The following is a 13,122-nucleotide window of genomic DNA, read 5'->3' as shown; positions in this document are numbered from 1 at the left end:
CCATGCTCCTCGCCGAACACCTCGGCACCGCCCTCGACAGCCTGCGCCTCGAGGGCCGCCCGGTCCTGCTGCACACGTCGCTGCGGTCGTTCGGGACGACCGTCGGCGCCGACACCCTGCTGGACGCGCTGCTGGAGCGCGGATGCACCGTGATGGTGCCCGCCTTCACCGAGCCCCAGTTCAGCCTGCCCGCCCCCGCCACCATGCGGCCGGCGCGCAACGGCCTCGACTACACCGCCCCACCGATCCCCGCCTCGGAGGAGACCGCCTACAGCGTGGACTGCGGCCTGATCAATCCTCACCTGGGCGCCCTGCCCGCAGTGCTCGTCGGACGCGCCGACGCGGTGCGCGGCAGGCACCCGCTCAACTCCTTCGCCGCCGTCGGCCCGCAGGCGACCGAACTCATGAACGCCCAGACCCCCGACGACGTGTACGGCCCCATCCGGGAACTGGCCGCCCGCGACGGCACGATCCTGCTCGTCGGCGTGGGCCTCAACCGCATGACGGCCCTGCACCTGGCCGAACAGTGGTCCGGCCGCCGGCTTTTCCGCAGGTGGGCACGTGACGAGAACGGCGAGATCCGCATGGTGGAGGTCGGTTCCTGCTCCGAAGGGTTCCCCCGGCTGGAAGCGGTCCTCGGTCCTCTCGCCCGGCCCGCCACGGTGGCGGCCTCGCACTGGCGCGCCTACTCGGCCCAGCAGGTCCTCGCCGCCGCGACGGCCGCCATCACCGCCGACCAGGACATCACCCGCTGCGCCGACACGGCGTGCCTGCTCTGCCGCGACGCGATCGCAGGAGGCCCGGAAGGCCTCTGAATCCAGGCCCGGATGAGCTGCTCGCAGCCGTACTCCCCCTGTCCGGCCAGGCCGCCCAAGTACTGGTCTGGCCGGACCGCCCGCGGCGGGCAGGTGTTCCCGGTCCACGTCTAAGATGCTGTCTGGCAAGCGCATCCCGCATGCAGGAATGGCTCTTCGGACATTCTTCATTGCGCCATCCACATGGGCGCTTTCCTCTACCCTGTCGCGAGGCGCGTCAATGGAGAGGGATCCGGAATGGCGAAGACGTTCGACAGTGGCGACATTCCGCTGGCAGACCTTCTCGGCCAAGCACATCAGGGCGTGTTACAGCTGCCCGATTTCCAGCGCGGATGGGTTTGGGACGACGACCACATCGTGAGTTTGCTGGCGTCGGTTTCCCGCTCGTTCCCGATCGGTGCCGTGATGACGCTGGAAACCGGAAACGCCGACGTGCGATTTCAGCCCCGGCCGCTCGAAGGTGTACCGAAAATGCTTGCGGTGAGCGAGCCCAAGTACCTACTGCTCGACGGGCAGCAGCGTACGACCTCGCTCTACCTGGCGCTGCGTTCGGGGAAACCGGTCCCGACCCGGGACACCCGGAAGAACGACATCGAGCGCTGGTACTTCGCCGACATCGACGCGTGCATCACCCCGGACTCGGACCGGAATGACGCAATCCTGTCGTTACCGATGGACAAGCGGAGGTTGAACGCTCGTGGTGAGGTCATTCTCGACGCCTCCACAACGGAGACACAGGTGCGGGCCGGTAAGTCTGGCCTCTTCCCGCTCGACATCGTTCTCGACCCTGCTGCCACCACCAGCTGGCAGATCGCCCATCTGATGGCAGGACCGGCGCAGGAGCAGGTGATGATCTGGCAGAGATTCCAGGAGGCGCTGATCCTGCCGTTCCTGCAGTACAGCGTTCCACGGATCGCACTTCACCAGCAGACGACCAAAGAAGCCGTCTGCCAGGTGTTCGAGAAGGTGAACACCGGCGGCGTCGAGCTGACGGTCTTCGAGCTGCTTACGGCGACTTATGCCGCGGAGAACTTCAAGTTGCGCGACGACTGGGAGCGCCGGCAGGCGACCTGGGCGGACGAGCCGCTGCTCGTGGACCTGGACGCCACGACGTTCTTGCAGATCGTCACACTGCTCTGGACCCGTAGCCGCTGGGAGGAGCGCACCCGGGGGCGTGACCGTAGCTCTGCGGTGTCCGCCAAGCGCCGCGACATGTTGTCGCTTCCGCTGAGCGAATACCGCCGCTGGGCCGATGACGTCACCGAGACGCTGAAGGGGGTCGTGCGGTTCTTCCACAAGGAGCGTATTTTCCGGGCGCGTGATCTCCCCTACAGCACCCAGCTCGTCCCTCTAACGGCGATTCTCACCTTGCTCGGCGAGGCCGCGTTCACTCCGGTTCCGAGCGCGAAACTACGTCAGTGGTTCTGGTGTGGCGTGTTCGGTGAGCTTTATGGAGGTAGCACCGAGACCCGCTTTGCCTATGATCTGCAGGATGTGCTCGCTTGGATCAACGATGACGGCGAGGAACCGCGCACAGTTCACGAGTCGCAGTTCCAGGCCGAACGTTTGCTGGGGCTGCGCACCCGCAACAGTGCCGCCTACAAAGGTCTCTACGCCCTCATGATGAAGCGCGGCGGTCGCGACTTCCGTACCGGCGAGACGATCGATGCGAAGGCGTATGCGGCCGACTCGATCGACATCCGGCACGTCTTCCCGCAGAAGTGGTGCACGGCGAACGGCATCGACGCCGGCTACGCCAACTGCATCGTCAACAAGACCGCCATCGACGGGCAGACCTGGGGATACATCGGCACGAACGCACCGAGCAAGTACCTGACCGCGATCGAGACCGGCGTACCTGTCGACGCCCAGGACCTCGACGCGATCATCACCAGCCACGACATCGACCCGGTCGCCCTCCGCCAAGACGATTTCGCGGCCGTCTTCGACGCGCGTTACGAACGCCTGATCCGCCAGATCGAAGACGCGACCGGTCGGCCGGTGAACCGGAGCGAAGGTCAGGGCAGCCCTTTCGCCGGGCAGCTCGGCGGCGCCTCCCTGGCGCGCGGTATCCAATCGCTGATCAAGGCCGGGGAGAGCAAGGTCGTCGAGTTCAAGTCGACCGGCCGCAAGAACCTGGACACCGGGCTGAAGGACTGGGCCATGGAATGGGCGGTGATCAAGACGATCGCCGGCTTCATGAACGGCCACGGCGGGACGCTGCTCGTCGGCGTCCAGGACGACGGGTCGGTGCTGGGCCTGGAGGAGGATCTGACCGTCTTCTCTAAGAAGAACACCGACGCGTGGGAGCAGTGGCTGACTGGGCTGCTCATCCAGATTTTCGGGAAGGCCGTGACGGCCAACACGACCGTCGCGTTCGGCGCCATCGACGACCACACGGTCGCCCGGATCGACGTCGCACCAGCCTCAAGTCCGGTCTATACGAACAAGACCAAAAGCGGTGCGAAGGGACCGGTGTTCCTTGTGCGGCTCAACAACACGACACACGAACTCGACGGACCTGAGGCGGCCAAGTATCAGCACGATCGGTGGTTTAAGTAGTCCCGTCAGAAGCTCACGTCGGGTCATAGCGGAGTCAGGAAGCCGCTGTTCGCTCGCTCGTTTGGAGGCCTCACACGATGGGTCACCCGCGCACCTCGTGGCATGATCCCCCTCATGGCCGACGTCACGCTCCGTCCCGTCACCGATGACAACCGCGCCGAGGTGACGGCCTTGCGGGTCGCTCCCGCGCAGGAGGAGTACGTGGCGAGTGTCGCCGACTCCTTAGCCGACGCCGAGCGATACCCGGAGGCGATGCCGCGTCACTGGGCGATCTACGCCGACGAGACACCGGTCGGCTTCCTCATGATCAGTGACAACGTCCCACCGGGCGACCCGGGGATCCTCGGCCCGTACTTCCTGTGGCGCCTGCTCGTAGACGCCGAACATCAGAGGCGCGGGTACGGCCGGGCCGCGCTGGCCGCGCTGGGCGGCTACCTGAGCACCCGCCCCGGCGCCACGGAACTCCTCACCAGCGTGCACCCCGGCGAGACCGGCTCCCCGATGGGCTTCTACCTGCGCCTGGGCTTCCAGGACACCGGCGCCGACCACGAGGGCGAACGCGTCCTGCGGCTGCCCCTCTGACCGGCATACGACGCCACCTTGGGCACTGGTGCCGTGGCGGAGTGTGCTCGGGTCGGCGGTCAGACTCCTGCGTCCCGGGTCCGGGCGGTGTCGGGGGTGAGTCCGGTCCAGCGGCGGAAGGCGCGGTAGAAGGAGTTGGCGTCGTCGTAGGCCAGAAGGTAGGCGATCTGCGATGTGGTGAGCGAGCGGTCGGCCAGGTAGCGGCGGGCCAGCTTCTCCCTGGTGTCGCTGAGGACGGCCTGGTAGCTGGTGCCTTCCGTCTGGAGCTGCCGCTGGATCGTGCGCGGGCTGAGCATGAGCTGGGCGGCGACGGCGTCGATCGAGCTCTCGCCCGCAGGCAGGCGCTCGTGGAGGGCCGCGCGGACGCGGTCGGCCGTGGTGGCGGACGCCTCCAGCTCGGACAGGCGGCGGCGCAGTTCCGGGGCGAAGAAGGTCCACATGGACTCGTCCTCGGTCAGGAACGGGCGGGAGGCGTCCACGGCGGAGAAGGTCACGCTGTCGGTCTCGGCCTCGCGGATTGGCGTGCCGAAGTAGGAGGTCAGCTCGGCGGAAGGCGGTGGAGCCCCGCGCATCGCGACCCGGGTCGGGTAGACGTCGAGCCGTGTGCCGATGCGGGCCAGCGCCACCCAGAACGCGAACTCGCCGGCGACCAGCAGCCTCGGTGGCGGCGGGCCGCCGGGCCAGCGGAACCGGATCACCAGTCCGCCCTCGCCGGCGGTGACGTCGAGGTGCACCGGGCCGATGAGCGGCTTGAAGGCGGCGATGCGTTCGGCGGCGGTGCGCAGGTTCGCGCTGCACAGCGCCGCGAAGATCGGGGGGTTGAACGACTCGACCGCTATGGTGCGCCCGATCCTGGCGGCCAGGTCGGGGTCGGCGGCCTCGGCGTCGACGGCGTCCCAGAACCGGTAGTACTCCTCGACCGTCATCGTGACCGGTCCCTGCGCGAAGACGCCGGCGGGCAGTTGCGCCCGGCGCAGCACCCGGGCGACGGAGATCCCGAGGTCGTGCAGGAGCGCGCGGGTGCCGGGGTCGAGGGTGAACCGCTCTGACGCCATCCCTCCATGCTAGGTCTCCGCGCCGACGGGCCGCATGCCGGAGACGCCACGCCACTCGCAGAAGACGCCAGCTTCGGTTGGCGCGAACGGCAAGCAGAAGGGCGTCATCCGCTAGTCCGCTGACGCGCCTCCGCGCCTAACGTTGCGGACATCGCCACCGAGGCGGTGGACGCATCGACACACGGAGACCACCATGACCAGCACGATCCTCATCACCGGAAGCTCCAGCGGCATCGGCCGGGCGACCGCCAGGCACTTCCACCGGCAGGGCTGGAACGTCATCGCCACGATGCGCCGTCCCGAGAACGAGACCGAGCTGACCGCGCTGGACAACGTGCTCGTGACCCGGCTCGACGTGCAGGACCCCTCGTCGATCACCGCGGCCGTCGAGGCCGGGCTGGAGCGGTTCGGCCGGATCGACGTCCTGCTCAACAACGCGGGATACGGCGCCTACGGCCTGCTGGAGGCGACCCCGACGGACAAGATCCGCCGCCAGTTCGACGTCAACGTCCTGGGCCTGCTGGAGACGACCAAGGCCGTCCTGCCGCACCTGCGCGCCAACGGCGGCGGCACCGTCGTCAACATCTCCTCCATCGGCGGCAAGGTCACCTTCCCGCTCGGCACGCTCTACCACGGCACCAAGTTCGCCGTCGAAGGACTGAGCGAGGCCCTCCACTACGAACTCGCGGCGATCGGCGTCAAGGTCAAGATCGTCGAGCCGGGCTTCGTCAACACCGACTTCGGCGGCCGCTCGTTCGACTTCACCAACGACGAGACCCTCACCGAGTACCAGAAGCTCGTCGGAGCGTTCTTCGCCGCGCAGGGACAGATGAGCACCGGGGGCGACGAACCCGAAGTCGTCGCCGAGACCGTCTACCAGGCGGTGACCGACGGCACCGACCGGCTCCGCTACACCTCGGGCCCGTACGCCGCCGGCCTGCTCGCCGCCCGCGCCGCCAGCGACGACGCCACCTTCATCGGCGGCATCACCCAGCAGTTCGGCCTCTGAAAGGTTCAGCGGGCCCACCGGTTGAACTGCACGAGCACCGGATCGCGCGACCGATGGTTGTCGCGATCACCGTCGCCCTTCAGCATCCTGGTCATGAAGGCCCGACTGGCGCTGGTCGCCGGAGCTCTGCTCGCGCTCACCGCAGCCCTCCCCGCGTACGCCGCGGACACCACACCTCCGACGCGCCCGACAGGGCTCCTGTCGTGTCCGCCGCCCAGCGCCCCTGGTCAGCAGTACGGCTACGCCAGCATCTGCTGGCAGCCGTCGACGGACGACGCGGGCCCCATCGCCAGGTACGAGCTGTACGTGCTGGAGGCCACGGGCTTCAGGCTGGCCACCACGACGACCGGCACCATCGCGGGCACGACGGGCGTCATGGGCCGCGGCTACACCCTGTACGTCATGGCCGTCGACGCGTCCGGCAACCGCAGCGAGCCGTCGGACTTCATCACGGTCACCGCGACGACGGGCATGCAGCCCTCACCGACTCCCACGCCGTCGCCGACCTCGGACGAGACCCCGCCGTCGCAGCCGGCGAACGTACGGGACAACTGCGTGTTCGACTTCCCCGGCACCGGTTTCTGCTGGAACGCCTCCACCGACAACGTCGGCGTGACCGCCTACGACGTCTACCGGGAGTCACCGCAGCAGGGATGGGTCAAGGCCGGGACCACCACCCAGACCTTCTTCATCGAGACCGGCCTGGTGACCGGCCAGTACTACAACTACACGGTCGTCGCCAGGGACGCCGCCGGCAACGTCAGCAGACCGTCGGCGGTGACCCCGGTACTGGCCCGGCCCGGCTTCCCGACCCCCAGCCCGACCCCGACCCCCACGTGTGAGGTGACCTACAACACGAGCGGCTGGGACACCGGGATGAGCACGTGGATGGTCCTGAAGAACACCGGCACGACCCCCGTCCCCGCCTGGACCCTGCGCTTCACCTTCGCGGACGCGGGCCAGCAGGTGACCCAGGGATACAGCGCCACCTGGACCCAGTCGGGGTCGACCGTCACGGCGGCGAACATGCCGTGGAACTCGGAGATCCGCCCAGGCGACAGCCTCCACCTCGGCTTCACCGGAGCCCATACCGGAACGAACCCGAAGCCGTCCACCTTCACCGTCAACGGGAGCACCTGCACAGTCGCATAGGCCCCGAGGGCGAGAAACCACCAGGTCATCCCGTCGGCGGCGGCGTGCAGCAGATGCGACTCCACCGCCGACGGCGCTCACATACGCGCAGCGACCGAGCGCCGACCTTGAGCCGCCCCGGTCGGCCGCCGAACCGGGGCGGTGTCCAGCGAAGGTCGCGGCATGCACCCTGCGCCTATTGGCCGCCCAAGCCGGGGCGGTGTCCAGCGGAGCATTCGCGGCATGCGCCCTGTGCATATCGGCCCGCCCGAACCGAGGCGGTGGTCAGCGGACTTTGCGTGGTTTGCCCAGTTGTTTGATCGTCTTCGGGTCGGCCCATTTCGGCAGGTCCTCGGCCGTGATGGGGCCCTTGCCCTGGGCGACCTTCATGTTCCCGTCGCACAGGTTGGTGCCCAAGCGGCCCTGGAACTTGTGCGCGAACACCAGATACCGCGCGCCGCGCGAGAACTTCACGCCGCACCCCGCTTCGTCGCCCCAGGTCGACACCTTCAGGGTGACCTTCGGCCGGCCCTTGTAGGCATGGTCGACCCGGAACGTGTACCACACCGGCTGTGTCGCGCTGGTGCGCTTGAAGGCCGTGACCTTCCCGGTGATGACCAGATCCGAGTAGCCCACCCGTTCAGGCACGTCCGAGGTCACGCAGTCACACGCGTAGGCCGGGGCTGAGCCGATCACCAGGGTGCCGGTCAGCAGGATGAGAACGATCATTATTCGACGCCACATGACCTTGAGAACGGCCCGTGACACCCATCGGTTCGACATCGCCCAGCCGGGATTCCTCGAAGGATTCCCGCCCGCCGCTTGGGGTTAGCAAGAGCCCTGACACCCTTTCACCTGCCGAAATGCCCCCCGCATAAACTGCCGTCATGGCCGATCGAAAGGGATGAACATGACCTTGATCGTCGCCGGTGTCGACGGGTCCGTGTCCGCGCTCGCCGCCGTGGAGTACGCCGCGGCCGACGCCGCCCGCAGGAACGCCGCTCTGCGCATCGTCCACGTCAGGGAACGCTGGACGGGCCTCATGCCCACACGGCTCACCGAGATCGAGCACTCGTACGGCCAGGAGGTTCTGGTCACCGCCGAGCGGCTCGCGCGCGCCCGGGAACCCGGCATCGAGACGGCCACCGACTCCGCGACGGGTGACGTGGTGACCTGGCTGAAGGAGGAGGCGGACAAGGCCGACGCGATCGTGATCGGCAGCCGCGGCATGGGCGGCTTCGCCGGTCTGCTCCTCGGGTCGGTCGGGCAGGGGCTGGCGGGGCACGTGCCCGGCCCGGTCGTGGTGGTGCGTGAACCGGCACTGGTCACGTACGGGCGGATCCTGGTCGGTTACGACGGAACCGAGGAGGCGGACGTCGCGCTCGACTTCGCCTTCGCCGAAGCCGGGCGGCGCGGCGCCGGGCTCAAGGTCGTCTTCTCGTGGCAGCCGCCGCCCTTCTCGTCGGTGGGCACCATGTACGACAACCTGATCCACACCGTGTACGAGGAGCGCACCACCTACGTGGAGGAGAGGTTCACGGCCCAGCGGGAGCGGTGGCCCGAGGTGCCGGCCGACTACGCCCACGTCTACGGCCACCCGGTGAACCTCCTGTGCGGGGAGTCCGCCACGGCGGACCTGGCGGTCGTGGGCTCGCGCGGGCTCAACCCGTTCGGCGCCCTCGCCCTCGGGTCGGTCGGTCACGGGCTGCTCCATCACGCCCGGTGCCCGGTCGCGGTCGTCACGGCCGCGTGACCGCCGTGATCACCTGGAGTGCCTGGACCAGGTCCTGGGCGGAGGGCGCGCTGTCGGGGTCGACCAGCCACTGGGTCGCCAGCCCGCCGAGCAGCGCCTGGTAGAAGGCCCCGACCGCCATCGCCTTCCGCTCGTCGGCCACCGGGTCGAGGTTCTCGAACAGCGCCGCCAGGCCCAGCCTGGCCTGCCGGTTGGCGTTGGCGAACGACTCGCGCACCTCCGGCAGGCGGTCCATCTGGGCGATGAGCTCGAACTGGATGGCCCACAAGGGCCTGAGCCGGACGTACGACTCGATGATCCGCGTCCAGATCGCCTCGAAGCGCTCCAAGGGGGTGGAGCCGGGGGGCGCCTCGGTGGTGAGGGCGCGTTCGATCTCCTTGCCCCAGTCGTCCATCGCCTCGATGAGGGCCTCGTTCAGCAGCGCCTTCGTCGATCGGAAGTGGTAGCCGATGGCGGCGAGGCTGACGCCGGCCGCCTCGGCGATGTTGCGCGAGGTGGTGGCCGCGTAGCCCTTCTCCATGAGGCATCGCTTCGCGCCGGCGAGCAGGTCTTCCCGATTTCCCATGCTCACGAGCATAGCGATCAGTCGTACAGATGTCTTGCACAAACGTGCTAGACAATCGATTGAGACGTTTGTACAGTCGTGCCATGACCAACATCCTGATCTCCGGCGGCAGCGTCGCCGGGCCCGCCCTGGCCTTCTGGTTGCGCAGGCACGGCTTCAACCCGACCGTCGTGGAGCGCGCGCCGGCGTTGCGGACCGGCGGGTACAAGATCGATGTCCGGGGGGCCGCCCTCGACGTCGTCGGCCGCATGGGGCTGCGCGAGGAGGTGGTCCGGCACGGCACCGACATGCGGATCGCGCGGTTCGTGGACGCGGCCGGAAGGCAGCTGGCCGGCATGGACGCCCAGCTCTTCGGCGGGCGCGAGGGCGACGACGTGGAGATCATGCGCGGCGACCTGGCCCGGATCCTGCACGACGCGACCAGGGACGACGTCGAATATCTCTTCGACGACTCCGTCACGGCGCTGGAGGAGACCGCCGACGGGGTGCGGGTCACCTTCGAGAACGGGCCCGCGCGGACCTTCGACCTCGTGGTCGGCGCCGACGGGCTCCACTCCAACGTCCGGGCGCTGGCCTTCGGCGAGGAGTCCGCGTACCTCCACGACCTGGGCCACTACATCTCGATCTGCACCGTGCCCAACCACCTCGGCCTCGACCGGACGGAGATGATGCACCCCGCGCCGGGCCGCAGCGCCGGGATGTACAGCACCGGGCGGAGCGCCGACGCCAAGGCGATGTTCCTCTTCTCCTCAGAGCCGCTCGGGTACGACCGCCGCGACGTCGCCCGGCAGCGGGAGCTGGTCGCCGGCGCCTTCGCGGGGCAGGGCTGGGAGGTGCCCCGGCTCCTCGACGCCATGGGCGAGGCGCCCGACTTCTACCTCGACTCGATCAGCCAGGTGCGCATGGACCGCTGGTCGTCCGGCCGGGTGGTCCTGGTCGGCGACGCCGCCTACGGGCCCTCTCCCGCCTCGGGGCAGGGCACCAGCCTGGCGCTGGTCGGCGCATACGTCCTGGCGGGGTCGCTCGCCGCCGCGGCCGGCGACCACGAGGCCGCGTTCGCCGCCTACGAGAGCGACATGCGGCACTTCGTCGAGGAGAACCAGAAGCTCGCCGCGAGCAACCTCAAGGGGATGGTGCTGAAGTCGGCGGGGCAGATCCGGTTCCAGATGTTCATGCTGCGCCTGATGCCCCGCCTGCCGGGCCGGAACCGCATGATCAGGCGAGTCACCGAGCCGATCCGCAGGGCCGCGACCGCGATCACGCTCAGGGACTACGAAGCGGCGTCGAGCAGCGCCTCGTAGGCCTCCGGGGCGGTGGTCTCGCAGCCCAGGCGGTGACCCGTCAGCGCCCCGTGGTCGTCGCTGGACCCCGTCACGATCAGCCCGAGGTCCTTGGCCAGGCCGCGCAGCTCCTCGCGCGCGGTCGTCGTGTGGTCGCGGTGGTCGACCTCGATCCCGGCCAGCCCGGCCGCCGCCATGTCGGCGATCCACTCGTCGGGCACCACCCGGCCGCGTTTGGCCGAACGCGGGTGGGCCAGCACCGCCACGCCGCCCGCCGCGCGGGTCAGCTCCACGGCGCGCACCGGATCGAGGGCGTAGCGGGCCACGTGGGCCCGGCCCCCCGAACCGATCCAGCGGTTGGAGAAGGCCTCCTCGAAGTCGGCCACGGCGCCGACGGCCACCATCGCGCGGGCCACGTGGGGGCGCCCGATCACTCCCCCGCCCGCGATCTCCTCGACCATCTCCAGGGTGATGGGGACGCCGAGGGCGACCAGCCGGGCCACCATCTCGGCGGCCCGGCCGTCTCTGGCCTCGCGGATCAGCGCGGTCTCCCGGGACAGGCCCGGGTGGTCGGGGTCGAACAGGTAGGCGAGCATGTGGATGCTCATCCCGTCGCGGCGGCACGACAACTCCATGCCGGGCACCAGCGTCAGGCCGTCGGGCAGGTTGGCCAGCGCCTCGGCGTGGCCGCCGACGCCGTCGTGGTCGGTGAGGGCCAGCACGTCGAGACCGGCCTCCTTCGCGCGCCACACCACCTCGGCGGGGCGCTCGGTCCCGTCGGAGGCGGTGCTGTGGCTGTGGAGGTCGATCCGCACGCGATCAGCCTTCCACGGGCTCCCGCTGCGCCGCCACGAAGGCGTCGATCACGTCTTCGGGCAGTTTCCCGCGCGCGGGGACCTCCATGCCCTGCGCCCTGGCCCACTCGCGGACGTCGGTGTTGGTGAACCCCTGGAGCTTGCTGGGCTCGGCCGGCTTGCGGCCCCGCCCCGCCTGCTTGACCTCGCGGCCCTTCTCGATCGCGAGCTCGATCAGGCCGACCGCCTCGGCGAGGCGCTCGTTGTTGGCCTCGGACAGGTCGATCGCGAACAACTTGTCGAGCAGGCGGAACTCCCGCCGCGAGACGTCTTCCCCTTCGGACGCGTCGAGATCATCGATCAGGACGACCTTCTCGGCCACGTGGCTACTCCCCCGGTCTTCGCTTTCACGGAAGCCGACAGCCTATTGGATCTGCTGCCACCAGCCGTCCACAAGCGGAGGCTCGTCGACCGCGAAGCGCTCGCCGGGTCTGGGCACGGCCAGGTGGACGCCCCGGCCCTTCGCCTCCCGCCACAGGCGGTCGACCGGCTCGCCCCACGCGTGGAAGGCCAGCGTGAAGGTGCACCAGTGGACCGGCACCAGCAGCCCGGCGTTCAGGTCGAGGTGGGCGCGGACCGCCTCCTCGGGCGTCATGTGGATGTCGGGCCAGCTCTCGCTGTACGCGCCGATCTGGATCAGCGCCGCGTCGAACGGGCCGTGGCGGCGGCCGATCTCGGCGTAGCCCTCGAAGTAGCCGGAGTCGCCGGTGTAGAAGACCTTGCGGCGCTCCCCGGCCACGACCCACGACCCCCACAGGGTGGTGTTGCGGGTGAAGGCGCGGCCGGAGAAGTGGCGGGCCTCGGTGACGGTCAGCTCCAGGCCGCGGACGGTCACGCTCTCGTTCCAGTCGAGCTCGACGATCCGCGACTCGGGCACGCCCCACTTCTCCAGGTGGGCGCCCACGCCGAGGGGGACGACGAAGGGCGCGTCCTGGAAGCCGATGAGGGCCTGGACGGTCCGCATGTCGAGGTGGTCGTAGTGGTCGTGGGAGATCACGATCGCGTCGAGCCGGGGCAGCATGTCGAGCGGCGTCGGCGGCCTGTGGGTGCGGGCGGGCCCGGCGAAGGGGACCGGCGAGCACCGGTCGCTCCAGACCGGGTCGAACATGACCCGGCGGCCCTCGATCTCGACCAGGACGGTCGCGTGGCCGTACCAGACGAGGTCGAGGTCGCTGATGGGGTCGGGAGAGGGCGTGACCACGGGGATGACGCCGCGCGGGCGGCGCTGCTCGCGGCCGAACAGGAGGTCGCGGAGGATCTTGGCGGTCTCCTCGCGCGGGGTGACGACGGCGGGCGCCGAGTTGGCGAACGCCGTGCCGTGGAACTGCGGGGAACGGCGGACCCGATCGGCGCGCTCGCCCGCGGGGGCGGCGCCCATCGACTCGGGGATGTCGCGGAGTTTCCACGCGACACCAGCGGCGAGTGCCCCCGCGACAAGCCATCCGGTTTTTCGCATACGAGGAATGGTGTCACAACACGTTCACGTGCTGGTCAGGACCCGCCCGTGTCGCACCAT

At 69.3% G+C, this 13,122-nt stretch carries 13 protein-coding genes; 7 read left to right on the top strand and 6 right to left on the bottom strand.

The features are described 5' to 3' along the window. The first annotated feature begins 2 nt into the window (after positions 1 to 2). The 3 genes from AW270_RS01585 (at position 3) to AW270_RS01575 (ending at position 3,959) form a co-directional block, all read left to right on the top strand. Entirely contained in the window at positions 3 to 815 is an 813-nt protein-coding gene (locus tag AW270_RS01585; protein WP_061289594.1) for an AAC(3) family N-acetyltransferase, read from the top strand. A gap of 237 nt (positions 816 to 1,052) precedes the next feature. Beyond that, positions 1,053 to 3,377, top strand: coding sequence for a GmrSD restriction endonuclease domain-containing protein (locus AW270_RS01580; RefSeq protein ID WP_061289591.1), 2,325 nt, complete (start codon positions 1,053 to 1,055; stop codon positions 3,375 to 3,377). Positions 3,378 to 3,491: 114 nt separating this feature from the next. Continuing rightward, positions 3,492 to 3,959 (top strand): GNAT family N-acetyltransferase, encoded by a 468-nt coding sequence (locus tag AW270_RS01575; protein WP_061290147.1) that lies wholly within the window; start codon positions 3,492 to 3,494, stop codon positions 3,957 to 3,959. Between the two features lie 59 nt (positions 3,960 to 4,018). Here AW270_RS01575 and AW270_RS01570 read toward each other — a convergent pair whose 3' ends face one another. Further along, entirely contained in the window at positions 4,019 to 5,014 is a 996-nt protein-coding gene (locus AW270_RS01570) for an AraC family transcriptional regulator (protein WP_061289588.1), read from the bottom strand. A gap of 193 nt (positions 5,015 to 5,207) precedes the next feature. Between AW270_RS01570 and AW270_RS01565 the strand changes: the two genes are divergently transcribed. Both AW270_RS01565 and AW270_RS01560 read left to right on the top strand, forming a co-directional pair. After that, entirely contained in the window at positions 5,208 to 6,023 is an 816-nt protein-coding gene (locus AW270_RS01565; protein WP_061289585.1) for an SDR family oxidoreductase, read from the top strand. 93 nt (positions 6,024 to 6,116) lie between these two features. Further along, positions 6,117 to 7,175 (top strand): cellulose binding domain-containing protein, encoded by a 1,059-nt coding sequence (locus AW270_RS01560; RefSeq protein WP_082801210.1) that lies wholly within the window; start codon positions 6,117 to 6,119, stop codon positions 7,173 to 7,175. A 264-nt stretch (positions 7,176 to 7,439) separates the two neighbouring features. On the opposite strand, the gene AW270_RS01555 is transcribed toward AW270_RS01560, so the two are convergent. Continuing rightward, positions 7,440 to 7,883 (bottom strand): hypothetical protein, encoded by a 444-nt coding sequence (locus AW270_RS01555; RefSeq protein ID WP_061289576.1) that lies wholly within the window; start codon positions 7,881 to 7,883, stop codon positions 7,440 to 7,442. Between the two features lie 181 nt (positions 7,884 to 8,064). Between AW270_RS01555 and AW270_RS01550 the strand changes: the two genes are divergently transcribed. Further along, a complete protein-coding gene (locus AW270_RS01550; protein ID WP_063819069.1) occupies positions 8,065 to 8,907 on the top strand; it encodes a universal stress protein in 843 nt (280 codons plus the stop codon). Here AW270_RS01550 and AW270_RS01545 read toward each other — a convergent pair. Continuing rightward, positions 8,894 to 9,472, bottom strand: a complete 579-nt coding sequence (locus AW270_RS01545) for a TetR/AcrR family transcriptional regulator (RefSeq protein ID WP_061290145.1) — start codon at positions 9,470 to 9,472, stop codon at positions 8,894 to 8,896. The two genes, AW270_RS01550 and AW270_RS01545, sit on opposite strands and share 14 nt — an antisense overlap. 83 nt (positions 9,473 to 9,555) lie before the next feature. On the opposite strand from AW270_RS01545, the gene AW270_RS01540 reads away from it, so the two are divergent. Beyond that, positions 9,556 to 10,773 carry an FAD-dependent monooxygenase gene (locus AW270_RS01540; RefSeq protein WP_061289570.1) on the top strand — a complete coding sequence of 406 codons (1,218 nt, stop codon included), beginning with the start codon at positions 9,556 to 9,558 and terminating at the stop codon, positions 10,771 to 10,773. Here the strand turns inward: AW270_RS01540 and AW270_RS01535 are convergent. Genes AW270_RS01535 through AW270_RS01525 form a run of 3 tightly spaced genes read right to left on the bottom strand, consistent with a single transcriptional unit; the run spans position 10,743 to position 13,062 of the window. Then, complete coding sequence (locus AW270_RS01535) at positions 10,743 to 11,567, bottom strand: PHP domain-containing protein (RefSeq protein ID WP_061289568.1); 825 nt, start codon at positions 11,565 to 11,567, stop codon at positions 10,743 to 10,745. The genes AW270_RS01540 and AW270_RS01535 overlap by 31 nt on opposite strands. Before the next feature lie 4 nt (positions 11,568 to 11,571). Further along, positions 11,572 to 11,928 carry a histone-like nucleoid-structuring protein Lsr2 gene (locus AW270_RS01530; RefSeq protein WP_061289565.1) on the bottom strand — a complete coding sequence of 119 codons (357 nt, stop codon included), beginning with the start codon at positions 11,926 to 11,928 and terminating at the stop codon, positions 11,572 to 11,574. 42 nt (positions 11,929 to 11,970) lie between these two features. Beyond that, on the bottom strand, positions 11,971 to 13,062 hold the full coding sequence (locus AW270_RS01525) for an MBL fold metallo-hydrolase (RefSeq protein WP_061289562.1): 1,092 nt from the start codon (positions 13,060 to 13,062) through the stop codon (positions 11,971 to 11,973). Between the last annotated feature and the right edge of the window lie 60 nt (positions 13,063 to 13,122).

The organism is Herbidospora cretacea (assembly GCF_001570605.1).
GTDB lineage: Bacteria > Actinomycetota > Actinomycetes > Streptosporangiales > Streptosporangiaceae > Herbidospora > Herbidospora cretacea.
This window is presented reverse-complemented; position numbering and strand designations above follow the sequence as displayed.